Annotated in this window: 14 protein-coding genes; 8 read left to right on the forward strand and 6 right to left on the reverse strand. The window is 67.1% G+C overall.

Annotation, left to right across the window (positions count from 1 at the left end):
• Positions 1-279 precede the first annotated feature (279 nt).
• Complete coding sequence (locus C8C96_RS02645) at positions 280-3,849, reverse strand: indolepyruvate ferredoxin oxidoreductase family protein (protein WP_121941331.1); 3,570 nt, start codon at positions 3,847-3,849, stop codon at positions 280-282.
• Between the two features lie 188 nt (positions 3,850-4,037).
• On the opposite strand from C8C96_RS02645, the gene C8C96_RS02650 reads away from it, so the two are divergent.
• On the forward strand, positions 4,038-4,523 hold the full coding sequence (locus C8C96_RS02650; protein ID WP_056067858.1) for an Lrp/AsnC family transcriptional regulator: 486 nt from the start codon (positions 4,038-4,040) through the stop codon (positions 4,521-4,523).
• 73 nt (positions 4,524-4,596) lie between these two features.
• Here C8C96_RS02650 and C8C96_RS02655 read toward each other — a convergent pair whose 3' ends face one another.
• Positions 4,597-5,820: a murein transglycosylase A gene (locus C8C96_RS02655; RefSeq protein ID WP_121941332.1), complete on the reverse strand. Its 1,224-nt coding sequence runs from the start codon at positions 5,818-5,820 to the stop codon at positions 4,597-4,599.
• Between C8C96_RS02655 and C8C96_RS24975 the strand changes: the two genes are divergently transcribed.
• Together C8C96_RS24975 and C8C96_RS02660 are read left to right on the forward strand one after the other, a co-directional pair.
• The gene (locus tag C8C96_RS24975; RefSeq protein WP_165836524.1) at positions 5,753-5,896 is read left to right on the forward strand and encodes a hypothetical protein; all 144 of its coding nucleotides are present in this window, start codon (positions 5,753-5,755) and stop codon (positions 5,894-5,896) included. The genes C8C96_RS02655 and C8C96_RS24975 overlap by 68 nt on opposite strands.
• A gap of 197 nt (positions 5,897-6,093) precedes the next feature.
• Positions 6,094-6,744 (forward strand): OmpA family protein, encoded by a 651-nt coding sequence (locus C8C96_RS02660; protein WP_121941333.1) that lies wholly within the window; start codon positions 6,094-6,096, stop codon positions 6,742-6,744.
• Between the two features lie 36 nt (positions 6,745-6,780).
• On the opposite strand, the gene C8C96_RS02665 is transcribed toward C8C96_RS02660, so the two are convergent.
• The 4 genes from C8C96_RS02665 to C8C96_RS02680 form a co-directional block, all read right to left on the reverse strand.
• Positions 6,781-7,410 (reverse strand): response regulator transcription factor, encoded by a 630-nt coding sequence (locus C8C96_RS02665; protein ID WP_121941334.1) that lies wholly within the window; start codon positions 7,408-7,410, stop codon positions 6,781-6,783.
• Between the two features lie 86 nt (positions 7,411-7,496).
• Positions 7,497-9,545, reverse strand: coding sequence for a nitrogen regulation protein NR(II) (locus C8C96_RS02670; protein WP_233584135.1), 2,049 nt, complete (start codon positions 9,543-9,545; stop codon positions 7,497-7,499).
• Positions 9,542-10,357, reverse strand: coding sequence for a carbon-nitrogen hydrolase family protein (locus C8C96_RS02675; RefSeq protein WP_121941335.1), 816 nt, complete (start codon positions 10,355-10,357; stop codon positions 9,542-9,544). Before C8C96_RS02675 ends, C8C96_RS02670 begins: the two co-directional genes overlap by 4 nt.
• Entirely contained in the window at positions 10,354-14,511 is a 4,158-nt protein-coding gene (locus C8C96_RS02680; RefSeq protein WP_121941336.1) for a YhdP family protein, read from the reverse strand. The genes C8C96_RS02675 and C8C96_RS02680 overlap by 4 nt, the downstream gene beginning before the upstream one ends.
• A gap of 143 nt (positions 14,512-14,654) precedes the next feature.
• On the opposite strand from C8C96_RS02680, the gene glnE reads away from it, so the two are divergent.
• The 5 genes from glnE (at position 14,655) to C8C96_RS02705 (ending at position 24,269) form a co-directional block, all read left to right on the forward strand.
• Positions 14,655-17,420, forward strand: coding sequence for a bifunctional [glutamate--ammonia ligase]-adenylyl-L-tyrosine phosphorylase/[glutamate--ammonia-ligase] adenylyltransferase (gene glnE / locus C8C96_RS02685; RefSeq protein WP_121941337.1), 2,766 nt, complete (start codon positions 14,655-14,657; stop codon positions 17,418-17,420).
• Positions 17,421-17,677: 257 nt separating this feature from the next.
• Entirely contained in the window at positions 17,678-18,361 is a 684-nt protein-coding gene (locus C8C96_RS02690) for a CerR family C-terminal domain-containing protein (RefSeq protein WP_116748299.1), read from the forward strand.
• Between the two features lie 7 nt (positions 18,362-18,368).
• Positions 18,369-19,751: an efflux transporter outer membrane subunit gene (locus C8C96_RS02695; protein WP_121941338.1), complete on the forward strand. Its 1,383-nt coding sequence runs from the start codon at positions 18,369-18,371 to the stop codon at positions 19,749-19,751.
• A gap of 111 nt (positions 19,752-19,862) precedes the next feature.
• Complete coding sequence (locus C8C96_RS02700) at positions 19,863-21,077, forward strand: efflux RND transporter periplasmic adaptor subunit (protein WP_121943841.1); 1,215 nt, start codon at positions 19,863-19,865, stop codon at positions 21,075-21,077.
• A gap of 12 nt (positions 21,078-21,089) precedes the next feature.
• Complete coding sequence (locus C8C96_RS02705) at positions 21,090-24,269, forward strand: efflux RND transporter permease subunit (RefSeq protein ID WP_121941339.1); 3,180 nt, start codon at positions 21,090-21,092, stop codon at positions 24,267-24,269.
• Positions 24,270-24,323 lie beyond the last annotated feature (54 nt).

Raw genomic sequence — 24,323 nt, forward strand, 5'->3', positions numbered from 1 at the left:
TGGTCAAAATTCACACAACCCGCCCACACCACGCGCCAAAGCGCCTGCGGGGGCAGAACAGGGCATTGTATGCGGCGCCTTGAGCGCCGCCCAAGGGGGAAGACCCAAGCGCGCAGCGGGTGTTTGCCACCTGCGGGCCCCACAAGGGCCTGCCAGCGGAAATACAGGCCAAAAACGGGTGATGCGCTAGGGATTCATGCCTCGATAGCTACACTATTAATAGCAAAAGCCCGCACAGAGGCGGGCTTTTGTGGGAGACACTGACGGCAGAAGGACCTATCAGGCGACCTGACGCTGGACCGGGGCGCCCGTGCGCCACTGGGCCATCAGGCCGTCCCACTTGGGACGCGCCGCCTTCAGGTGCCGTTCCTTCACGTGGCCGTAACCACGGATCTCTTCGGGAATGCGGGCAATTTCCACCGCCAAGGCCAGGTTGTCAGCGTTCAGGCGGGCCAGCAGCTCGTCGACGCAGGCGCGGTATTCGACGATCAGTGCACGCTCCATGCGGCGCTCCTCGGTCTTGCCGAAGATGTCCAGTGCCGTGCCGCGCAGGCCTTTCATCTTGGCCAGCAGGCCGAAGGCGCTGCGCATCCAAGGGCCAAACGGCTGCTTCACCAGCTCGCCCTTGTCGTTCTTCTTGGCGGTCAGGGGCGGTGCCAGGTGGTGCACCAGCTTGTAATCGCCTTCGAACATGTTCGCGATCTTGTCCGTGAAGGCCTTGTCGGTGTGCAGGCGCGCCACTTCGTACTCGTCCTTGTAGGCCATGAGCTTGAACAGGTAGCGGGCCACAGCCTCAGACAGGCGGGTGCCGCTGCCCAGTTTTGCTTCCGCCGCCTTCACTTTCTCGACGAAGGCCTGGTACTCGGAAGCGTAAGCGGCGTTCTGATAACCCGTCAGGAACTCCACGCGCTTGGCCACCATCTCGGCCAGCGACGGCTTCTTGACGAACTGGATCACTTGCGCGGCCTGGAACAGCGCCTGCACCGCCGCCAGGTCGTGCGCGCAGCGGCGGCCCCATTCAAACGCTGCCTTGTTGTTGTCCACCTGCACGCCGTTCAATTCCATGGCGCGCATCAGCGATGCGTAGGTGAGTGGCACGCGGCCCTTTTGCCAGGCGTAGCCCAGCATCAGCGGGTTGGTGTAGATGCTGTCGCCCAGCAGCTGGGTGGCCACTTGCTCGGCGTCAAAGCTGCCCACACCTGCCGCGCCCACGGCGGTGGCAATGGCGGCGTCGCAGTTGCCACCAGGGAACTGCCAGTCCGGGTTGTTCACAAACGCCGCCGTGGGCGTGCTGTGGGTGTTGAGCGCCACAAAGGTGCGGCCGGGCTGCATGACAGCCAGGGTGTACTTGTGCGCGGCCACGATGGAGTCGCAACCGATCACCAGGTCGGCCTTGGCGGTATCGACCTTGGTGGTGTAGATGGCGTCGGGGCGATTGGCGATCTGGATATGGCTCCAGGTAGCGCCGCCCTTTTGCGCCAGGCCGCCGGCGTCCTGCGTGATCACGCCCTTGCCGTCCAGATGCGCGGCCATGCCCAGCAGCGAGCCGATGGTGATCACGCCCGTGCCGCCCACGCCACCCACTACGATGCCCCAGGCCGTTTCGGCCACGGGCAGCACAGGCTCAGGAATGGAAGGCAGCGCCGACAGGTCGCCCTTCTTCTCCTTCTTGGGCTTCTTGAGCTGGCCACCTTCCACCGTCACAAAGCTCGGGCAGAAACCGTTCACGCAGGAGTAGTCCTTGTTGCACGTGCTCTGGTTGATGCGGCGCTTGCGGCCGAATTCCGTCTCCACCGGCTCCACGCTCAGGCAGTTGGACTTGGTCGAGCAGTCGCCGCAGCCCTCGCACACCAGGTCGTTGATGACCACGGTCTTGTCAGGGGTGGCCAGCTTGCCGCGCTTGCGACGGCGGCGCTTTTCGGTGGCGCAGGTCTGGTCGTAAATGATGGCCGTGCAGCCCTTGATCTCGCGGAACTGGCGCTGTATGGTGTCCAGCTCGTCGCGGTGGTGCACCGTCACGCCGTCGGCCAGGGCCACACCGTCGTATTTGTGCGGCTCGTCGGTCACGATCACGAGCTTGGCCACACCTTCGGCCTTGAGGCTGTTCATGATCTGCAGCACCGAGTGGCCCTCAGGCCGCTCGCCCACCTGCTGGCCGCCGGTCATGGCCACGGCGTCGTTGTAGAGCACCTTGTAGGTGATGTTCACACCCGCCGCAATGCTCTGGCGAATGGCCAACAGGCCGCTGTGGAAGTAGGTGCCGTCGCCCAGGTTGGCAAAGATGTGCGCGTCCGTGGTGAAGGGCTGCTGGCCCACCCAGGTCACGCCCTCGCCGCCCATTTGCGTGAAGGTGCTGGTGCGGCGGTCGGGCATCCAGTTGACCATGTAGTGGCAGCCAATGCCGGCGACGGCGCGGGAGCCTTCGGGCACGCGGGTGCTGGTGTTGTGCGGGCAGCCGCTGCAGAACCACGGAGCGCGTTCGCCCGTGTCCACCTTCAACTCCGTCATGGCGCGTTCGCTGGCCTCGATGATGGCAAGGCGTGCCTCCATGCGGGCCACGATGTCAGAGGGCACCCCCAGCTTCTTGAGGCGCTTGGCAATTGCCTTGGCGATGATGGCGGGCGTGAGGTCGGCCTTGGCGCGCAGCAGCCAGTTCTGGCTGGGGTTGGGCATGCTCCATTCGCCGCCGGTGGCGTCGCCCTCGGGCTCGTCGAACTTGCCCAGCACGTTGGGACGCACATCGGGGCGCCAGTTGTACAGCTCCTCCTTGAGCTGGTATTCGATGACCTGGCGCTTTTCCTCCACCACCAGAATCTCTTGCAGGCCCTGGGCAAAGTCACGCGTGATGGTGGCTTCGAGCGGCCACACCACGTTGACCTTGTGTACGCGGATGCCCAGGCTGCGGCAGGTGTCGTCGTCCAGCCCCAGATCCACCAAGGCCTGACGCGTGTCGTTGTAGGCCTTGCCGCTGGCGATGATGCCGAAGCGGTCTTGTTTGCCTTCGATGACGTTGTAGTTGAGCTTGTTGGCGCGGATGTACGCCAGGGCCGCGTACCACTTGTAGTCCATGAGGCGCGCCTCCTGCTCCAGGGGCGCATCAGGCCAGCGGATGTGCAGGCCGCCGGGCGGCATCACGAAGTCCTCGGGCATCACGATCTTCACGCGGTCCGGGTCGATGTTGATGCTGCTGGACGACTCCACCACCTCCTGGATGGTCTTCATGCCCGACCACACGCCCGAAAAACGACTCATGGCAAAGGCGTGCAGGCCCATGTCCAGAATCTCTTGCACGCTGCTCGGGAAGAACACCGGCGTGCCGCAGGCCTTGAAGATGTGGTCGCTCTGGTGCGCGGCCGTGCTGCTCTTGCTGATGTGGTCGTCGCCCGCAATCGCGATCACGCCGCCGTGCTTGGCGGTGCCCGCCATGTTGGCGTGCTTGAACACGTCCGAGCAGCGGTCCACGCCCGGGCCCTTGCCGTACCAGATGCCGAAGACGCCATCGAACTTTTTGCTTTGCGGGTATAGGTCCAGCTGCTGCGTGCCCCACACGGCCGTGGCGCCCAGTTCTTCGTTCACACCGGGCTGAAAGACGATGTTGTTGGCCGCCAGGTGCTTCTTGGCGGCCCACAGCGCCTGGTCGTACGTGCCCAGAGGCGAGCCCCGGTAGCCACTGATGAAGCCGGCCGTGTTGAGCCCGGCAGCGGCGTCGCGCTGGCGCTGCAGCATGGGCAGGCGCACGAGGGCCTGCACGCCGCTCATGAAGGCGCGGCCCTCGCCCAAGGTGTATTTGTCATCCAGAGTGACCGTCTCTAGCGCTTTGCGGATGGACTCGGGCAGGGGGGCGTTCATGGCTATGTCTCCAATGGCTTTTGTGGGGTCCGCGCCTTGTGGGCACGCTGGGGCAGCACCATGCGGCCCGTTTAGGGCCACGGCACTAGTGTGCAGGTAAGTGTATGTCTGCGCCGCTGATATGTCTTTGCGTTCTGTGCCGTGTTTAGGCTATTCTGAGAAAGGATCTTTCTCTTTTCGACCACTTTGTGAACACTCTCGACAAATTCGATATCGCCATCCTCAACGAGCTGCAGGCTGACGCCCGACTGACAAATGCCGAGCTGGCCCAGCGGGTGGGCCTGTCGGCCGCACCCTGCTGGCGCCGCGTGCGGGCGCTGGAGGAGCAAGGCTTCATCAAGGGCTACCGCGCAGAGATCGACCGGCACAAGATCGGCCTCGGGGTACTGGCCTTCGTGCGGCTGGATGCGGACCGCAGCACGGGCAACCTCACGCGCAAGATGGAGGAAGCCATCCGACAGATTCCGGAAGTGGTGTCGTGCCACTACATCAGCGGCACCGGCACCTTCGAGCTGCAGGTGGTGGCACGGGATCTGGACAGCTTCTCGCAGTTTGCGCGTGACGTGCTGCTGAACCTGCCCAACGTGAAAGACATGCACACCAGCTTCTCGCTGGGTGAGGTGAAGGCCAGCGGGGCGCTGCCGCTGACACACCTCACACGCACACGGGCTTGAAGGCGCGCCGCTCTGGCTCTGCTGGCTCCAAAAGGCAGGGCAGATTGGGGCCACGCCTCATTTCATGAGCGCCTCAGCGCGGCCACAGCGCCCAAAGGCGCAAGTTCTGCTTGAGCCGGCCCGCGATGTCACCCGCCTCTGGCCCCCAACCCGTGAAATAGTCCGCACGCACGGCACCGAGGATGGCGCTGCCCGTGTCCTGTGCGAGCACCAGGCGGTTGAGCTGCACCTGCGGGCCGGACGAGGCCAGCCACACGGGGGTGCCGTAGGGAATGCTCTGCCGGTCCACCGCAATCGATCGGCCCGGCGTCAGGGGCACGCCCTGCGCACCACGCGGGCCAAACCCGGCGTCCAGCGGGCTCAAAGGCTCTTCGCGGAAGAACACATAGCGCGGGTTGCTCCACAACAGCTCATTGGTGCGCTGGGGGTTCGCGGCCACCCAGGCGCGGATGCCCGGCCAGGTCGCATCGCGCGTCAGGCCCTGGTCCAGCAGCCAGCGGCCCACGCTCTGGTAGGGCTGGTCATTGGTGCCTGCGTAGGCCACCCGCACCAGCGAGACCGAGCCATCCGGCTCGGTGATGCGCAGACGGCCCGACCCCTGGATGTGCAGCACCATGGACTCGATGGGATCACGCAGCCACGCAATGGCCCGGCCCGCGAGCGCGGCCTGGGCCTCCGGCAGGGTGTCAATCTGCTGGCGGGTGTACCAGGGCTTGCGCGCCCCCAGGCTGGTGGGTACCCGATAGATAGGCACCGTGAAACCATTGCCGGGCTGGCGTGCCGCGTCCATCATGGGTTCGTAGTAGGCCGTCAGCAGACCATCGGCGTTGCCGTCAGTGGCCTCGACGCGGTAGGGCTGCAAGCGTGCGATGAGCCAGGCGCGCTGCTCATCGGCCGTGGCAATGCTCAGCTGCCGGACCTCGCTGCACAGCGCAGTGAAGGGCGGCTGGGGCCGCTCGCAGCTCTTGATCCACGCGTTCCAGGCTTCGTGCAGCGCGTCTTCGGTAAAGCCCGGCAGCTCGGCCCAGCGCACGGGAATCCAGCGGCTTTTGGGCTGCGCCATGGGCGATGGCAGCGGGCCGGTGTCGCCCGGCAGCACCACTGCACTGGGCGGCAGCGGCGCAGGAGTGCCCCCAGGGCGTGCGGGGACTGGGGCAGGGGGCGTGGAGCAGGCGGCCAGCGTTCCTACAATCAGCGCGGTCAACGCAACGCGCAGGAGTGTCAATTTCATGGGGCTGATTTTGCTTGAAGCGCTGCTGGCGCTGGTGGTACTGGTGGCTATCGTGTGGTGGACCATGTTCTCGGGCCGCAAGGGAGGGGAACTGAAGTCCCCACCGCCCGCCGACAGCGACAAGCATCCGCCAGCGCCTTGAACGGGCAGTGAGTTGCGCCCCAGGGACGGCCCTGTCCTACAACCGATGGGCCAGCGCGCCGATGGCACAGCTTCATCGCGGGCCCCACGATGGCGTGAGCTGGGTGATGCCACTGCACGGGACGCGATAACGCTCCGACAGCGCGGCGGGTGCAAGGCCCGCCCACCCAGCGCCACCGCTTTTCAAGGAGCACACACATGCGCACACACATTCAAATTCTCGGCGCTGCCGCCGCCATCGTTCTGGTCACCGGATGCGCCAACATGGACGACACCCAACGCCGTACGGCCACCGGAGCTGGCATTGGGGCGCTGGCAGGCGCGGTCATCGGCTCCGCGACCGGCGGCAGCGCCGGGACCGGCGCCGTGGTGGGGGCCGGTGTCGGGGCACTGGGCACCTACATCTGGTCGCAAAACATGGAGCGCCAAAAGCGCGAGATGGAACAGGCCACCCAGGGCACCGGTATCGCCGTGACCCAGACGGCTGACAACCAGCTCAAGCTCAATATCCCCAGCGACATCTCGTTTGCCGTGGGCCGCTCGGACATCCAGCCCAACTTCGCGCCGGTCCTGGACCAGTTTGCCGCAGGCCTGCGCAACAACTCGAACACTGACGTACGCATCGTGGGGCACACCGACAGCACAGGCAGCGATGCCACCAACAACCCCCTGTCGATGGACCGCGCCGCAAGCACCCGCAGCTACCTGACAACGCGCGGTGTGGATGGCCGCCGCATCGTGATCGAAGGCATGGGCGAGCGTTACCCCATCGCTACCAACGATACCGCCGAGGGCCGTGCGCGCAACCGGCGGGTCGAGATTTTTGTGGGCGAACGACCGCGGGGCTGATCGCCCGGACTGCGAACTCCCCGCCAGACGGTGGGCTCAGTTACCCGTGCGCAGCAGGTTGGCCAACTCCACAGCGGACTTGACCTGCATCTTGTCGAACACCCGTGAGCGGTGAACCTCGACCGTGCGCACGCTGATGTCGAGCTGGTCAGCGATGAGCTTGTTGGGAAGACCGGCCACCACCAGGTCCATCACATCACGCTCCCGCTCGGTCAGTTCGCTCAGCCGCACCTGCAAGTCACTGCGTTCGCGCACCTGGGCCAGCCGCTCGGCCGATTGGGCGAGTGCCTGCTCGATGCGGTCCACCAGCGCGTTGTCGGAAAAGGGCTTCTCGCAAAAATCAAAGGCCCCCCGCTTGACGGTGTCCACGGCGGTGGGCACGTCCGCATGGCCAGTGAGAAAGATCACCGGCATGGTGGCCAGGTCGCCCCGCGCGGCCAACACGTCAAACAGTGCCAGCCCGCTCGTGCCAGGCATACGCACATCCAGCAGCAGGCAACAGGGCTGGCGTTGGGGGGGCCGCTTTTGCAGCATGGCATCGAAGGCTTCGGCCGAATCAAAGGACTCGCTGGGCAGCCTGCGCGAGCGCAGCAGCCAGGCCAGCGCCTCGCGCACGCTGGCGTCATCGTCCACGATGTACACGGTGGCGTTGGTGATGGGCTCCATAGATCAGTTCAGTTGTCCATTGCAATGTCAGTCACGCGCAGACGATGAAAGCACCAAAGCCCCATCGCTGGCAGCCGTAACGTGCCTCAGGGGGTGGTTCCATTGTTTACGGGCAGCGTGAAGGTGAATACCGTACCACGGGGCTCATTCGGCGCAAATCCGAGAAAACCGCCGTGTTGTTCGATGACGGTGCGGCACATGCTCAACCCCAAGCCCATGCCCTCCGGTCGGGTGGTGAAGAACGGGGTGAACAGTTTTTCTGCGACCTCGGGGGGAATCCCGGTTCCCACATCGGTCACAGCAAATTCAATCCAGCCGTTATGCGGGTTGGAGGCAGCACGCCGCACCCGGATATCCAGCACGCGATTGCGCACGCCGGGATCATCCATCGCCTGCATGGCATTGCGCGCCAGGTTCAGCAACACCTGCTCCACCATCGTACGGTCACACAGCGCGGGCGCCAGGCCCTGCTCCACCGATGTGTTGACGCGCACGCCCAGTTTGCGGGCCTGCAGGCTCACCAGCGGCAGGATGGCATCGAGCAATTGCTGCGCATGCACTGCCTCGCGGGCCTGGTCGCGGCGCCGGACGAAGTCGTGAACACTTTTGATCACTCGGCCCGCTCGCTCGGCCTGGCGGGCAATCTGGCGCATGGCCATGCGCACATCCTCCAGCGCGTCGGGCTCGGGTACAGACGCACTGGCGGGAGTGGCATGTTCCAGCAGGTTGATGGAACCATTGGCGTAGCTGGAGATGGCGGCCAGCGGCTGGTTGAGTTCATGGCTGAGCAACGAAGCCATCTCGCCCACCGTGGCCAGCCGCGCCGTGGCCTGCAGCCGCTCCTGCGAGGCGCGGGACAGCTCCTCCACCCGGCGCTGTTCACTGATGTCCAGGAACGCGCTCATCCAGCCGGTGTGCTGGCCTTGGGCATTGATGAGCGGGGCCTCGATGATCAGCACGGGAAACCGCGTGCCGTCCTTGCGCATGAACTCGGACTCAAATCCCTCGCGCGGCGGCATGGTGCCGGCAAAACGGATGGCCTGGCGCTGGCGGTATTCCTCCACACGCTCGGGGGGCCAATAGGGTGCCGACATGCTCAGGCCCAGCAGCTCCTGCGGGCTGAAGCCCACCATCTCGCAGAAGGCCGGGTTGACGTAGGTGATGCGCCCCTCCAGGTCGCGCGCGCGAAGCCCGGTCACCAGCGAGTCCTCCATCGCCTTGCGAAAGGCCAGCGCATCGGCCAGGTCACGCTCGGCGCGCAGGCGGCGGCGGTTGTCGCGCACCAGCACTACCATCACCGTCACCAGCGCAATCGACATGGCCGTGACCAGGGCCGTCAACACATTGGGGAACAGGCTGGGTGCACTGTGCCAGCTGTCCATGCGCAGCACCAATGTACTGCCTGGCAAGTCCAGCAGGTGCTGCGCCGAGAACATGCGCGACCCCCGTCGCGCCGCTCCAAGCACCGCCAGCCGGGTGCCGTCGGCCTCTGTGAAGGAGGCTTCCTGGCTGCGCGTGAGGTTGTGCCCCACAAGATTGGCCAGGATGTCCTGCAGCGCATACGTCGCGACCAGATACCCCATGGTGCGTCCGCTGGCAGACAACGGAACACACAGCTCCATCATCTCCGAGCCCAGGCCGTCACCATGGGGCTGAAAGTAGCTGCTGGAATACGCTGGCCCCCCCAGGCGACGCGCGTTGGCACAGGCGATGGTGAGGTCCGACTGGCCACTGTCGCGCAGCCGCATGTCCCAGGCCACCGGGCGGTAGGGCGACTGCACGTGGGTGCGCATGCGCAGATTCGCATCGCGCAGCTCAATGCGCACGAGCTCGCGCCGGTTACGCAGCAGGTCAGACGCCTCGACCTCCCAGGCCAGATGGCTCGGGTTGTCGCTGGGGAGTGCCTGCAGGCTTTGCAGGTTGTGCGTCAGCGCGGTGCGGATGTCCGAGACTGCATCGGCGGTGTCCCGCTCCAGGCGGGTCTGCACCTGGCTGGCTTCATAGCGCCCGGCCAGCCACACCATGGTGGCAAGCATGGACACCACGAGCAGCACCAGCGCCGTCCACAACGACCAGCGCCGCCAGGCTCCGCGCCAGCGCTGCAGCAGGGTGCGTTTGACGGGCGTTGGCTTCACAGCACGCGGTGGGTCAATGCGGGCAGCTGGGCGCGCACGGCACTCAGGCGCTGCGCGTCCAGCTCGCCGGCTACCACGCCAGCGCCTTGATCGCGCTGCGCGATGATGCTGCCCCAGGGGTCCACCAGCATGCTGTGGCCCCAGGTATGGCGGCCGTTGGCGTGCACACCGCCTTGGGCAGGGGCCAGCACATAGGCCAGGTTTTCCACCGCGCGGGCACGCAGCAACACTTCCCAGTGCGCCTGACCCGTGGTGTGCGTGAAGGCGCTGGGCACCAGCAGCAAGTCCGCACCTGCGCGGGCATGCGCGCGGTACAACTCCGGAAAGCGCAGGTCGTAACACACGGACAACCCCACTCGCCAGCGCTGACCGCTGCGCGCTTGCAGATCAAACTGCACCGGGGTGTCACCGGCGTCGATGACACGGCCTTCGTCGTACTGTTCAGCGCCGTTGCTGAAGCGAAAGAGATGGATCTTGTCGTAGCGCGCCACACAGGCACCCGTCGGGTCGAAGACCAGCGTCGTGTTGCGCACACGGTCCGGCGTACCCGTGGCCATCGGCAGCGTGCCGCCCACGATCCACATCTCAAGCGCGCGCGCGGTATCGGCCAGAAACTGCTGGATCACTCCGGAACCAGCGGTCTCGCGCAAAGCGAGCTTGTCAGTGTCCTTGTGCCCCATCAGGCAAAAATACTCCGGCAGCACCGCCAGCTCAGCGCCGCCCTGCGCAGCCTGTTCCAGCAGCTGGCGCGCAACGCGCAGGTTATCGTCCAGCGCGATGCCAGACATCATCTGGATGGCGGCGACTTTCATGAAGGTTCTCCAGTCTTGGGGGGTGGGTTGGCCCGGGGCGTCGCCTCGGTGGCAGGGCTCGATTCGCGCCCGCGGCGGGCCACGCGCACCACCCGCGGGTCGGCCCAGGTGCCATCGATGCGGAATTCCTGCGTGGCAGCCTCGATGAGCGGACCGCGCAAAAACACCTGCGCCAAAAAGCTGCCCAGGCCAATCACCGGGTTGATGGCCGTGGCCACAAGCGACGCCGTCATGGCGTTGATCTCTGGCACCACCACCACACGCAGGTCCTGCGTCTCCTGGTCGATGTTGGCGCTGCCTTCCATCAGTACGGCCGCATTGACACCCTTCATCTGCAGGTTGTTGGTGGTGGCCACGCCGCGCTCGATGCGTACATCACCGCGCACAAAATCAAACGCAAAACCTTCACTGAACACATCGCGAAAATCCAGTGTCAAGCGGCGCGGCAATGATTGCAGGCTGAGCACGCCCAGCAGCTTGGCCAGACCAGGATCAGCCTTCAGAAACTGGCCGGATTCGACATTCAGGTTGATCTGCCCGGTCATGCTGCGGTAATCGGGGCTGAAGGGAGCGCCAATCCAGCCCACCTGCCCTTCCATGCGGCCCTTGCCGCGCCGCACCACGTTGGCCATGCCCAGGCGGGCCAGCAGATCGCCCGAGTCGCGGATATCGAGCTTGAAGCTGAGCACGGTGCGCCGCTCGGCCGAACGGGGGCCTGCAGAGGCTGCATTGAGCACCGCCCAGTTGCCGTTGGCAGTGAAAGCTGCTTCGGGCGCCGTGATATTGAACTTGGACAGGCGCCACTCGCGCTGCACCCCCTCGCCGCCCCGGTTCTGGGCCTCCATCTCCACCCGTCCCAGCCGCTTGCCACGCAGCTCGAAATCCTCCACGACGATGTCCAGCGCAGGCAGGTTGCCTGGTTGCTCGTTGAGCAGTTCTTCGACCTGGGTCACGTCGCTTTGCGGCATGTTCACACGCGACAGTCGGGCAAACAAACGGCCGTTGCTGAAGTCGGGCGATCCGGGCTGGCGGTACTCCAGGTAGCCATTGAGTTCGGTGGCATCGAGGTTGGCACGCCAGGTGGAGCCGTCGCGCAGCGCACCTGCCACCACGTTGTGCAGCGTGCGGCCTTGCAACGTGAGCTCGCGCGCACGCAGCGCCAGGGTGGTGGGCAGATAGTCCTGTGCCACGGCCTGCCCGGCAGGCGTGGTCGCCACTGCGGCACCCCGGGGGGCGGGCTCGGCGGCAGTGGCCCGGGTGAGCACCTCGTCCCAGGCGTCCATATCCAGCTTGCCCTGGTTGATGTTGGCAGCCACGCCTTGCGCAGGCATCGGGGCGGACTCGCCGTTGCTCAGACCCACACCGATGGCGCCGCGCAGCACGCGCGGCTGGGGGCCGCTCAGGTCGCGCAGGTAGGTGGCGGAGCCAAGTGATCCCAGGTCCAGCACGATCTGGTCCCGCAACGGGGGGGCACTGCTCCCGTTGCCGTTGCTGCTCGCCAAGCCCACCAGTGATTCGCGCGCCACCTGGTTGTCAAAGCGCAGGGGCAGGCTGCTGTCCGCCGTCTTGCCCAGCGGGGGCGGCAAGGCCAAGGCCAGGCCCTGCAGGCTGGTGTTGACCTGCAGCTCGGGCACCCCGCGGCGAAACGACAGGGCCAGCGCGTAAGGTGCGCTGCCGGTGGCACGCCGCGCCAGTTGCGACAACATGCCCAGCTGCGGGGTTTGCTGCAGGCCTTCGGCCGTGGCGGTGCCCTGCGCACGGATCTGCACCGCCGACTCGGTGGCCGGGGCATTGGCCGCCAGCGCACGCATGCCGCCTTCCAGCCGCACGGGGCCGCCCAGCGCCTGGGCCTGCACATTGGACAGTGAAAACCCGGTCTCGCTGAACTGCACGGCGCCCCGAACGCGGGTGAGCGCCGGGGTGTCGGGGGTGATGCGCAGCTCATTGCCAGCCAACGTGACGCTGCCCTGCACCTTGGATTTGTTGATGTCGCTGATGGGCAGGCTCAGTCGCAACTGGAAGTCGGCATTGCCCGTGCCGCTGGCCTGCTCCAGCGCATTGCCTGTCATACGGCCCAGCGGTGATGTGGTCATGAGCGTGAGCAGCTCTGCCAGCGGGCCGCGTGCATCGGCGCTCACGCCCACCACGGTGTGCGCCAGGTCTGGAATGCGGGCATCGACCTTGGACAGCCGCAGGCCCTTGCTGCCTGCAAAACCGCCGCTGGCGCCGCGCACCTGCATGGACGAACGCTCAAAAATCAGCTCGCCGCCGAGGTCAGTCAACGCAGGCCAGGGCAGGGTGCCCGCAGGCTGCAGCGCGGTAGGAACGTAGGCATAGGTCACGTCCTTGACGCGCGCCGCAATGCGGAACTCGCCCTGCTTGGGATCGTTGAAGGGCAGGTCGTGCAGATCGCCCTTGACGCGGAACTGCACATTGCTGGCGCTGCCGGCGACCACCGCATCGCGCACATAGTGGCGGGATTCGGCAGGAATGGACAGGGGCAGGTAGCGGTGCACCCGGGTGCCGTCGGCGCGGTGCAGGGTGCCGGTGAGGTCCAGCACCCCCGGAAAGCGCGACCGGTGGGGCGCCTTGGATGCGTCGCTGGTGTGCCAGGTGGCACGGGCATCGCCCTGCGCGTCGGCGTTGGCGAACTGCACATCATTGGCCTGCACGGCAATACGGCTGCCATCCAGCTGCCAGCGCACGTCGGCACTGAGCCGGTCCAGCGGCAGGACGGGTTCCTCGAACACCCCTGGCAGCACCAGCGCACCTGACGCCATGGTCAGTGCCGCCTTGCCCCCTGCCTGGTTCATGTCGATGTCCACATTGGCGCCACGCAGACCCAGGTGGGCGGGGGCCGAGCCATCCGTGGCACCCGCCAGTGCCAGCCCCTGGATACGCCCCTTGACCTGGTACTGCTGCAACGCATCCAGAGGTCCCTTCCAGGTGGCCTGGATCTCTTCCACCAGCCCTTGGGGCGTGTAAGAGCGCAAGGCGTCGTGGGCGACCGTCCCCAGCGGCAGGCGGCTGGCCACCTGCGCCAGGGCCGCCAGGTCCAGCCGGTCAGCCCGCAACTCGCCTTGCGCCGGGGCCTTGCCGTTGGCATCGGTGTGCACCAGCCGCAAGTTGCCGCCGGGCCAGGTCAGACCGTCATCGGTCTGGAACTGCAGCGCCTGCGTCGAGAACTCAAAGCCGCCGGTGAGCCTCCGCCCCCCCAGCCGGCCCTGGATGGAAGGAAGAACCAGCGGGCGCAGATCGGCGGCCAGCGTGGTGTTCACATCGGCCAGCGCCAGGTCGGCCGTGCCCCCCACCACCTGGCCGCTGCGCACATCGGCCCAGGCCCGCAGCGCGCCCCGGCCCTGCGCCACCTCGATGCCCACATCGGCGTGGTGCCGCAGATGCGACACATCGACCCGCGTGAAGTGCGCAAACACCTGACCGTTCCAGTGCTTCCAGTTGCCATCGCGGGCGCGCAGCAGCGGCGCGCGAAACAAGCCGACCAGGCTGAAACGGTCCCCCCATTCCGGCGGCGGCGTGGCATCCACCCGGAGGTTGTGGCGCCAGTTGCCGTTGCGCAAAACCAGATCCACCTTTTCCAGCGCCAGCTCGGGAGCGCCGCGCTGCTCATCGGTCCAGCGCACCGTGCCGTCCTTGATGTAGACCTCGCCCTGCGAGAACAACCAGTCGGCCGCCGCGCTGCTGTCGCCCTGGTTCTGTGCAAACTCCAGCCCCGCCACATAGATGCGTCCGTCACTCGCCCGGCGCACATCCAGGTCGGGGCCTTCGATGTAAAGCTGCTCGAACCCCCACTGCAGCAACGAACGGGGTGACAGCGCCACCACCACCCGGGGCAGGCGCAACGCAGTGCGGCCCGAGGCATCCAGCAGCGCGACATCAGACAGCTCGATGGACGGGATCAGCCCCTCGGTGCGGGCCACGATGGCGCCGATCTGCACGGGAACCCCCAATACCCGTGCGGCCTGCGCCTGCAACTGTGGGCGGAAATCACCGATTCGCGGCACAATCCAGCCATGAAGAGCCCCCCATGCGATGGTCAGCAACAGCCAGAAGGCGAGCAACAAGCCCAGCGACCACCGTGCAAAACCTGCGACTATTTTCAGCAGGCGTGAGGGGTGCGAGGTGGGATCGATCATGGTGAGATGGAAAGTGGCAGGAATTATGACCCGCAGCCCTGGCGTGGGTTCACTCGTGACCCGAGTGCCCAGTGAGCTTTTGTATGCCGTCGGGCCCGCAGACCAGCACCCCGCTTCCCGTCCAACATCCGGCTGTGGCTGCCATGCATCCTTCTCTGTCTGACCCCCGCTGCCATCAGCCCCTGCCCGAGGGACCTCTGGCCGAGCATTCCCGCTTCTACCAGCGCCTGCACCGCCGCTACGCCAACGACCTGCCGCTGCTGCCACCCGGTGTTCCGGTGCTTGCGACCATGGAGCAGGCCTACGACGCTCTGTGCGCGCGTGGCTGCGACACCGGGACCGCGCTGCGGGTGCTGCGCCAGCTGGTCATGGAACGACTGATCCAGCTGGACTGCGAAGCGCAAACACCGCTGGCCGACATCACCCGGGCCGTGACCGAACTGGCCGAGCTGGCCCTGGACCGCGCCTGCCAGCAGGCGCGCCGCGAGCTGGACGAACGCCATGGTGCCCCGCGCGGCCCACAGGGCCAGCCCGTGCAGCTGTGGATCATCGGCATGGGCAAACTGGGCGCCCGCGAGCTCAATGTCTCGAGCGACATCGACCTCATCTATGTGTATGAGCACGATGGCGAAACCGCCGGCATGCCCGATGGCCGGGGCCGCATCTCTAACCACGAATACTTTGCGCGCGCCGTCAAGGCCATCTACAGCCTGGTGGGCGACACCACCGAGCATGGCTTTGTCTTCCGGGTGGACCTGGCCCTGCGGCCCAACGGCAACTCGGGCCCCGCATCGGTGTCCCTGGCCGCGCTGGAGGAATACCTGCAGGTGCAGGGCCGCGAATGGGAGCGTTTTGCCTGGCTCAAAAGCCGCGTGGTGGCCCCCCGCGAGTGCATCGGCCGCCCCGAGGTGCAGGCCCTGCGCGGCGTGGTGCTGCCGTTTGTGTTTCGCCGTTACCTGGACTACAGCGTGTTCGATGCGCTGCGCTCGCTGCACAGCCAGATCCGGGACCATGCGTCCAAACGCAGCGCCGGGCACCCCGAGCGTGCCAACGACGTCAAGCTCTCGCGCGGCGGCATCCGCGAGATCGAATTCACCGTGCAGCTGCTGCAGGTGGTGCGCGGCGGGCAGTTCCCCGAGCTGCGCCGCCGCCCCACGCTCGATGCGCTGCAGCGCCTGGCCCATGCGGGCCTGATGCCGCAGGAAACCGCCGACGCGCTGGCCCGGGCCTATGTGTTCCTGCGACGGGTGGAGCACCGCATCCAGTACCTGGACGACCAGCAAACCCACGTGCTGCCCACGCGCGACGATGACCTGGCCTGGATCGCCAGCACCCTGGGCTACAAGGACTGCTGCGCCTTCCTGCACGAGCTGGACGCACACCGCGAGCTGGTGGCCCAGGAGTTCGACACCCTGCTGGGTGGCAACGGCAAAAAACAATGCAGTGGCGGTGGCTGTGGTGGCCCCCGGGCGGCGGCACCGCCGCCTCCAGAGCTGGAAGGCCTGCTGGAGCAACTGCCACCGGGCTTTCGCGAACGTGTGGCCGAGTGGCGCAACCACCCACGCGTGGCCGGGCTGCGTGACGAGGCGCGGGCCCGCCTGTTCCGCCTGGTGCAGCGCACGGCCCAGTGGCTCAAGGAAGGACGCGTCACCGAAGAGGCCACCGTGCGCCTAGCCAACTGGCTGGAGCCGCTGCTGCGGCGCGAAAGCTATCTGGCGCTGCTGCTGGAGCGGCCCTCGGTGCACGAGCAGCTGCTGCACCTGCTGGGCGCAGCCAAGTGGCCCGCGCGTTACCTGCTGCAGCACCCCGGTGTGATCGACGAACTGGTGGGCGATGCACTGTTGTCCGAACGTTTTTTGGTGGCCGACTTTGAACGCGAGCTGGGCATGCGCCTGGCATCGCTGCGCTCAACGGGCGAGGATGACGACGAAACCCTGCTCAACCTGCTGCGCCGTGCGCAGCATGCCGAGACCTTCCGCACCCTGGCACGCGATGTGGAGCGCCGCATCACCGTCGAGCAGGTGGCCGACGACCTGAGCGCGCTGGCCGACAGCGTGCTGCGCATCACCAGCCAGTGGTGCTGGAGCCGCCTCAAGAACCGCCACCGCGACGAGCCCCAGTTCGCCATCATTGGCTATGGCAAGCTGGGCGGCAAGGAGCTGGGCTACGGCAGCGACCTGGACATCGTCTTTGTATTTAATGACGACGACGAACGCGCCCCCGAGGTGTACGCGGCCTTTGTGCGCAAGCTCATCAACTGGCTCACCGTCAAGACGGGCGAGGGCGACCTGTACGAGATCGACACGGCCCTGCGGCCCAATGGCAACTCGGGCCTTCTGGTGACGAGCTTCGAGGCCTACGCCAACTACCAGCAGCAACGCGGCAGCAACACCGCCTGGACCTGGGAGCACCAGGCCATGACACGCGCGCGGTTCGTGATGGGCAGCGAGGCCTTGCGCGAGCGCTTTGACGCTGTGCGCGAGGCCGTCATCACCTCTGCCCGCGACCCGCTGGCGTTGAGGGGCGAGATCGTGACCATGCGCGAGCGGGTGCGCTCAGCCCACCCCACGCCCGCCGGTCGCTTCGACGTGAAGCACAGCCCGGGCGGCATGGTAGACGCCGAATTTGCCGTGCAGTACCTGGTGCTCTCGCAGTCTGCCGCCCACCCCGAATTGCGGGGCAACCTGGGCAACATTGCACTGCTGCAGCGGGCCGAGCAAGTGGGCCTGCTGCCCCCAGGCGTGGGCCACGCAGCCGCCGACGCCTACCGCGAACTGCGCCGTGTACAGCACGTGGCGCGGCTGGACGAGGCGCCCACCCAGGTCACGCCACCCGCACTGCAGACCGAGCGCGATGCCGTGCTGGCGCTGTGGTCGGCGGTCTTCGGCTCCGCAGCCCCATCGGCCTGATCGGCCGGGCGCACTGCGCAAGGGAAGGCCGACTTCTGGAGGGGTCGCCTTCCCCCTCCCCGCCATATATTGGGACGGTGCAAAACCTCCATCCCATCTGCCCGTCCCTCGCTGCAACCAACAGGTCAGCCCCGGCGGAAACACAGCCGAAACACCCCCGACATTTTTTGAAACAAAAATTTAATCAATCGTTTGATTAAATAGTGCTGTAATCCGGCTCCATGCCAGATTCAGCCCCCAAGCCAACCCGGCCTTCCATGCCCCCCCCACCGCCCACGGAAGGCGCACAGGCCCGCGCGCGGCTGCTACACGCCGCCTTGCGCCTCTTTGCCGAAAACGGCTTTGCCAAGGCGTCCATCCGCGACATTGCCCAGGCGGCGGGTGTCAACCCGGCGTCCATCAGCTACTACTTCGGCGACAAGAACGGGCTGTACCGCGCAGCGTTCACCGAGCCCATGGGCAGCCCCATCGCCGTGGATGCCTGGCCGGACACCTTGCCTGCGTTCATCGAGCTGCTGATCCAGAGCTTCATGCAGCCCCTGCACGAAGGCGACCTGGTCGAGCTGTGCATGCGCCTGCACTTTCGCGAAATGCTGGACCCCACCGGGCTGTGGCAGCAGGAGCTGGAGTGCGAGATCAAGCCTGCCCACGCCGCGCTCGTCGGCCTGCTGTGCAAGGAGTTCGGCCTGAAAACTGCCGATGACGATGTGCACCGCCTGGCCATGGCCATCACCGCCCTGGCGCTGCAGTACTACGTGGGCCGCGACGTGGTGCAGGCGGTGCGCCCCGGCCTCACCGCCACGCCGCGGGGGCTGGCCGCCACCACATCCCGGCTGGTGGACTTTGCCCAGTTCATGGTGGACGGGGAACGCCAGCGCCGCGCTATGGCCCGCGCGGCCGCCCCCGCCAAAAAAACCTCCTCTCCCCGTACCCCAGAGTGACTTGCACATGCGACTGATCTCACACAAACCCTTGTGGCTGGCGCTGGTCCTGCCACTGGTGGCCTGCTCCACCACCGCACCACCTGCGCAGGTATCGGCACCCGCACCTGCGGCCTGGAACGCACCCTTGCCGCACCAGGGCTCCCTCACGGGCATGGCCCGCTGGTGGACCCAGCTGCAAGACCCGCTGCTGGTCGAGCTGATCGACGCCGCCCAGGCCGTGAGCCCGGGCATCGCGCAGGCCCAGTCGCGCATTGCGCAGGCCCGCGCCACGCAGGTGGGCAGCCGGGCAGCGTTGCTGCCTTCACTCGACGCACAGGCCAGCGCCAGCCGGGGCTTCAATGACCAGCTGGCGCGCGTGGCGACCACCTCGCAGGCGGGGCTGCAGGCCAGCTGGGAGCTGGACCTGTTTGGCGCCAACCGCGCCGCCAAAACCGCTGCCGATGAGCGGCTGGCCGGCGCGCAGGCCCTGTGGCACGAGGCGCGCGTGAGCGTGGCAGCCGAGGTGGCGCAGCAGACTAGCAGCATCCGCACCTGCCTGGCCCAGCAACAGGTGGCCGAGCGCGATGCGCAGTCCCGTAGCGAAACGTCCCGCCTGTCGCAGCTGAGTGAACGTGCGGGCTTCACCGCGCCCGCCACGGCCGCACTGGCACGCGCCAGCGCCGCCGAGGCCCAGGCCCGTGCCTCGCAGCAACGCATGCAATGCGATGTAGAGGTCAAGGCCCTGGTGGCGCTCACCGGCTGGGAAGAACCCACGCTGCGCACCCGGTTGGCCCAGCCGGTGGCTGCGGCCCCGGACGCGTTATTCACCGTGGACGCACTGCCCGCCCAGGTGCTGACCCAGCGCCCTGACGTGTACAACGCCGAGCGCGAAGTGGCTGCCGCCAGTGCGGACGTCGCCAGCGCCCAGGCCCAGCGCTACCCACGTCTGACCCTCAGCGGCAGTGTGGGTGCAGCCCAGGTGCGCATGGGGGGCGTGACCACCGACCTGAACACCTGGACCATCGGCCCGCTGGCGCTCAGCGTGCCGATCTTTGACGGCGGCCGCCGCGCCGCGCAGACCGATGCGGCGCAGGCCCGCTACGACGAGGCCGCGTCGCAGTACCGCGCCAAGGTGCGCCAGGCCGTGAGCGAGGTCGAGCAAGCCCTGGTACGCCTGCAAAGCACGGCCGAGCGCAGCGCCAGCGCGCGCACGGCCGCCGAGGGCTACCGCGCATCGTTCGACGCGACCGAGGCGCGCTGGCGTGGTGGCCTGGCCAGTCTGGTGGAGCTGGAAGATGCCCGGCGCACAGCACTGGCCGCCGAGAACGCGCTGGTCGCGCTGCAACACGAGCGCCAGACCGCCTGGATAGCGCTGTACCGCGCCGCTGGCGGCGGATGGAAGCTATGAGACACGCCCCTGAGGCGCTTTGCGCCTTGTCTGCGCACCGCCAGTTTCGGACGCAGTGGGCGACGCCCAACACCATGCACAGCTGATATGAATTTTTCAGGACAGATGCACATGCAACACTCCTCTTTCTCCTTCAAGTTTTCCCCCACCGCCTTCGCCGTGATCGCCGCCTGCGTGCTGGCCACGGGCGGTGCACTGGTTTTCTCGGGCGCATCGCGTGCCGCCGATGAACCCAAGGCGGGTCAGCCCCGGCCTGCACTCACCGTCAGCACGGCGCAGCCACAGCGCATGCCGGTGCCGCTGCGCCTGGCAGCCAACGGCAACATCGCCGCGTGGCAAGAGGCGAGTATTGGGGCCGAGAGCAACGGCCTGCGCCTGACCGAGGTGCGTGTGAACGTGGGCGATATGGTCAAGGCCGGGCAGGTGCTGGCCACCTTCTCGGCCGACACGGTGCTGGCCGATGTGGCCCAGAGCCGCGCCAGCCTGCTCGAAGCCCAGGCCAATGCGGCCGAGGCCTCCGCCAATGCCGACCGCGCCCGCTCGTTGCAAGCCACGGGCGCACTCAGCCAGCAGCAGATCCAGCAGTTCACCACGGCTGAGCAAACCGCCCAGGCCCGCGTGGAAGCGTCCAAGGCCGCGCTGAACGCGCAGCAGCTGCGCCTCAAATACACGCAGGTGGTGGCGCCTGACAGCGGCGTGATCTCGGCCCGCACGGCCACCGTGGGCGCGGTGGTGGGGGCAGGCACGGAGCTGTTCCGCATGGTGCGCAAGGGCCGCCTGGAGTGGCGCGCCGAGGTCACGTCCACCGAGCTGCGGCGCGTTCAGCCCGGAGCCAAGGTCAGCGTTACGGCTGCCAGCGGCGCCGCGGCCGAGGGCACCGTGCGCATGGTCGCACCCACGGTGGACCCGCAAACGCGCAATGCGCTGGTCTACGTGGACCTGCCCGCCAACACCGACTTCCGCGCCGGGATGTTTGCGCGGGGCGAGTTCGCACTGGGCAGCAGCGACGCACTCACCGTGCCACAAGAGGCGCTGGTGGTGCGCGACGGGTTCTCGTACGTGTTTGTGGTGGGCGGAGACCAGCGCGTGCAGATGCGCAAGGTCCAGACCGGCCGCCGCGTGGCCGACCGGGTCGAGGTGCTGTCGGGCCTGGACGCTGGAGCCTCCGTCGCTGTGCGCGGTGCGGGCTTTTTGAACGATGGCGACCTGGTGCGCGTGGCGGCCCCTGCGGCGGCGCCAGCGGCTGGCAAGCAGTCCTCCAGCCAGCATTTCATGCAAAAAGTGCCTGTAGCGCTAGTGAATCATGCGCAAACGGCTATCAATTAAGGAGCATTCCACATGAATGTGTCCACCTGGTCCATCAAGAACCCCATACCGGCGCTGATGCTGTTTGTGCTGCTGACCTTCGGCGGCCTGCTGTCCTTCAACGCCATGAAGGTGCAGAACTTTCCCGACATCGACCTGCCCACGATCTCCGTGACCGTGGCGCTGCCGGGCGCCTCGCCCGCGCAGCTGGAGAACGACGTGGCGCGCAAGATCGAGAACAGCATCGCCACGCTGCAGGGCCTCAAGCACATCTACACCAAGGTGCAGGACGGCGGCGCCACCATCACCGCCGAGTTCCGGCTGGAGAAGCCCACGCAGGAGGCGCTGGACGACGCGCGCTCCGCCGTGGCCCGTGTGCGCGGCGACCTGCCGGGCGACGTGCGCGACCCCATCGTGACCAAGATGGACCTGGCCGCGCAGCCCGTGCTGGCCTTCACCATCGCGTCGGCCCGCATGGACGACGAGGCGCTGTCCTGGTTTGTGGACGATGCCGTGGCCAAGAAGCTGCTCACCGTGCGCGGCGTGGGCGCCGTCAACCGCGTGGGCGGTGTGCAGCGCGAGGTGCATGTGGCACTCGACCCGGTCAAGCTGCAGTCCCTGGGCGCCACGGCGGCCGATGTGTCGCGCCAGCTGCGGCTGGTGCAGACGGAGAGTGCCGGCGGACGCACCGACCTGGGCGGCAGCGAGCAGCCGGTGCGCACGCTGGCCACGGTGCAGTCGGCGCAGGAGCTGGCGGGCCTGACGCTGGCACTGTCGGACGGCCGCCACGTGCGGCTGGACCAGGTGGCCACGGTGACAGACACCATCGCCGAGCCCCGCGCGCTGGCCCTGCTCAACGGCAAGCCGGTGGTGGGCTTCGAGGTGGCCCGCAGCAAGGGCGCGAGCGAAGTGGAAGTGGGCGCTGCCGTGCAGGCGGCCCTGCAAGAGATGCGCGCGCAGCACCCGGACCTGGAAATCACCGAGGCCTTCAACTTCGTGCAGCCCGTGCAGGAGGAATACGACGGCTCCATGCACCTGCTGTACGAAGGCGCGCTGCTAGCCGTGCTGGTGGTGTGGCTGTTCCTGCGCGACTGGCGCGCCACGTTTGTGTCGGCCGTGGCGCTGCCGCTGTCGGTGATCCCGGCGTTCATCGGCATGTACTGGCTGGGCTTCTCGATCAACGTGATCACGCTACTGGCGCTGTCGCTGGTGGTGGGCATCCTGGTGGACGACGCCATCGTGGAAGTCGAGAACATCGTGCGCCACCTGCGCATGGGCAAGACGCCCTACCAGGCGGCCATGGAGGCGGCCGACGAGATCGGCCTGGCCGTGATCGCCACCACCTTCACGCTGATCGCGGTGTTTCTGCCTACGGCGTTCATGAGCGGCATTGCGGGCAAGTTCTTCAAGCAGTTTGGCTGGACGGCGTCGCTCGCGGTGTTTGCCAGCCTGGTGGTGGCGCGCCTGCTCACGCCCATGATGGCGGCCTACATCCTCAAGCCCATCGTGGGCAACCACAAGGACCCGCGCTGGATGACGGTGTACCTGCGCTGGGCCGCGTGGTGCATCAAGCACCGGTGGATGACCTTCATTGCCACGGCGGCCTTTTTCATCGGCTCGCTGGCGCTGATCCCGCTGCTGCCTACGGGCTTCATCCCGCCTGACGACAACTCGCAGACCCAGGTGTACCTGGAGCTGCCACCCGGCGCCACGCTGGCGCAGACACGTGCCGTGGCAGAAGACGCGCGGCAGCGCATCGCCAAGGTGGAGCATGTGCAAAGTGTGTACACCACCATCGGCGGCGGCTCGGCCGGCACTGACCCCTTTATGGGCGGCGCCAGCACCGAAACGCGCAAAGCCACGCTGACCATCTTGCTGTCCGAGCGCGGCGACCGTCCGCGCAAGCAGGGTATCGAGAACCAGATCCGCGCCGCGCTGGAGACGCTGCCTGGCGTGCGCAGCAAGGTGGGCCTGGGCGGCTCGGGCGAGAAGTACGTGCTGGTGCTCACAGGCGACGACCCGCAGGCGCTGACCACGGCCGCATTGGCGGTCGAGAAAGACCTGCGCACCATCCCCGGCCTGGGCAGCATCTCGTCCACCGCCAGCCTCGTGCGCTCCGAAATTGCCGTGCGCCCCGACTTTGCGCGCGCCGCCGACCTGGGCGTGACCAGCAGCGCGATTGCCGAAACGCTGCGCATTGCCACCGTGGGCGACTACGACGTGTCGCTGCCCAAGCTCAACCTGGCCGCGCGCCAGGTGCCCATCGTCGTCAAGCTGCAGGACGATGCGCGCAAGGACCTGTCGCTGCTGGAACGCCTGCCGGTGCCCGGCGCCAAGGGCCCGGTGATGCTGGGCCAGGTGGCCACGCTGGAGTTCAGCGGCGGACCGGCCGTGGTGGACCGCTACGACCGCGCGCGCAACGTGAACTTCGAGATCGAACTCTCGGGCCAGCCGCTGGGCGACGTGACCAAGGCGGTGGAAGCGCTGCCCTCCATCCAGAACCTGCCAGCCGGCGTGCGCCAGATCACCATTGGCGATGCCGAGATGATGGGCGAGCTGTTTGCCAGCTTTGGCCTGGCCATGCTCACCGGCGTGCTGTGCATCTACATCGTGCTGGTGCTGCTGTTCAAGGACTTCCTGCACCCGGTGACCATCCTGGCGGCGCTGCCGCTGTCGCTGGGCGGCGCGTTTGTGGGGCTGCTGATTGCGCAGAAGAGCTTCTCGATGCCCTCGCTCATCGGGCTGATCATGCTCATGGGCATTGCCACCAAGAACTCCATCCTGCTGGTGGAGTACGCCATCCTGGCGCGGCGCGAGCATGGCATGACGCGCTTTGAGGCGCTGATCGACGCCTGCCATAAGCGTGCACGCCCCATCATCATGACCACGCTGGCCATGGGCGCGGGCATGCTGCCCATCGCCATCGGCCTGGGTGCTGCGGACGCGAGCTTTCGCTCGCCGATGGCGGTGGCGGTGATTGGCGGGCTCATCACCTCCACGCTGCTGAGCCTCCTGGTGATTCCGGCAGTGTTTACTGGGGTGGACGACCTGGGCCAAGGGTTCGGCCGGCTGGCCCGCCGCCTGCGCGGGGGGCGCCATGCCCCGGGCGAACCGGCGGCCCCCACAGCCAAAGCCACAGCCACAGCCACGGCGCAACCAGCACCTCTCCCTCTGCCCCCTGACGCCAAGTCTTGGCGCGCCCCCCCGGCGTGAGCCCAAAAAGCAGGGCAATCACGGGGGTCGCGCGGGCTTTGGCGGGAGGTAGCC

This window comes from Acidovorax sp. 100 (assembly GCF_003688355.1).
Taxonomy (GTDB): domain Bacteria; phylum Pseudomonadota; class Gammaproteobacteria; order Burkholderiales; family Burkholderiaceae_C; genus Acidovorax; species Acidovorax delafieldii.

Bases quoted from the DNA above. Each gene is read 5' to 3' on its own strand.
- C8C96_RS02660 (WP_121941333.1), top strand. From the start codon at position 6,094: ATGCGCACACACATTCAAATTCTCGGCGCTGCCGCCGCCATCGTTCTG.
- C8C96_RS02680 (WP_121941336.1), bottom strand. From the start codon at position 14,511: ATGATCGATCCCACCTCGCACCCCTCACGCCTGCTGAAAATAGTCGCA.
- C8C96_RS02695 (WP_121941338.1), top strand. From the start codon at position 18,369: ATGCGACTGATCTCACACAAACCCTTGTGGCTGGCGCTGGTCCTGCCA.
- C8C96_RS24975 (WP_165836524.1), top strand. From the start codon at position 5,753: ATGGGGCTGATTTTGCTTGAAGCGCTGCTGGCGCTGGTGGTACTGGTG.
- C8C96_RS02645 (WP_121941331.1), bottom strand. From the start codon at position 3,849: ATGAACGCCCCCCTGCCCGAGTCCATCCGCAAAGCGCTAGAGACGGTC.
- C8C96_RS02665 (WP_121941334.1), bottom strand. From the start codon at position 7,410: ATGGAGCCCATCACCAACGCCACCGTGTACATCGTGGACGATGACGCC.
- C8C96_RS02655 (WP_121941332.1), bottom strand. From the start codon at position 5,820: ATGGTCCACCACACGATAGCCACCAGTACCACCAGCGCCAGCAGCGCT.
- C8C96_RS02675 (WP_121941335.1), bottom strand. From the start codon at position 10,357: ATGAAAGTCGCCGCCATCCAGATGATGTCTGGCATCGCGCTGGACGAT.
- C8C96_RS02690 (WP_116748299.1), top strand. From the start codon at position 17,678: ATGCCCCCCCCACCGCCCACGGAAGGCGCACAGGCCCGCGCGCGGCTG.
- C8C96_RS02700 (WP_121943841.1), top strand. From the start codon at position 19,863: ATGCAACACTCCTCTTTCTCCTTCAAGTTTTCCCCCACCGCCTTCGCC.
- glnE (WP_121941337.1), top strand. From the start codon at position 14,655: ATGCATCCTTCTCTGTCTGACCCCCGCTGCCATCAGCCCCTGCCCGAG.
- C8C96_RS02705 (WP_121941339.1), top strand. From the start codon at position 21,090: ATGAATGTGTCCACCTGGTCCATCAAGAACCCCATACCGGCGCTGATG.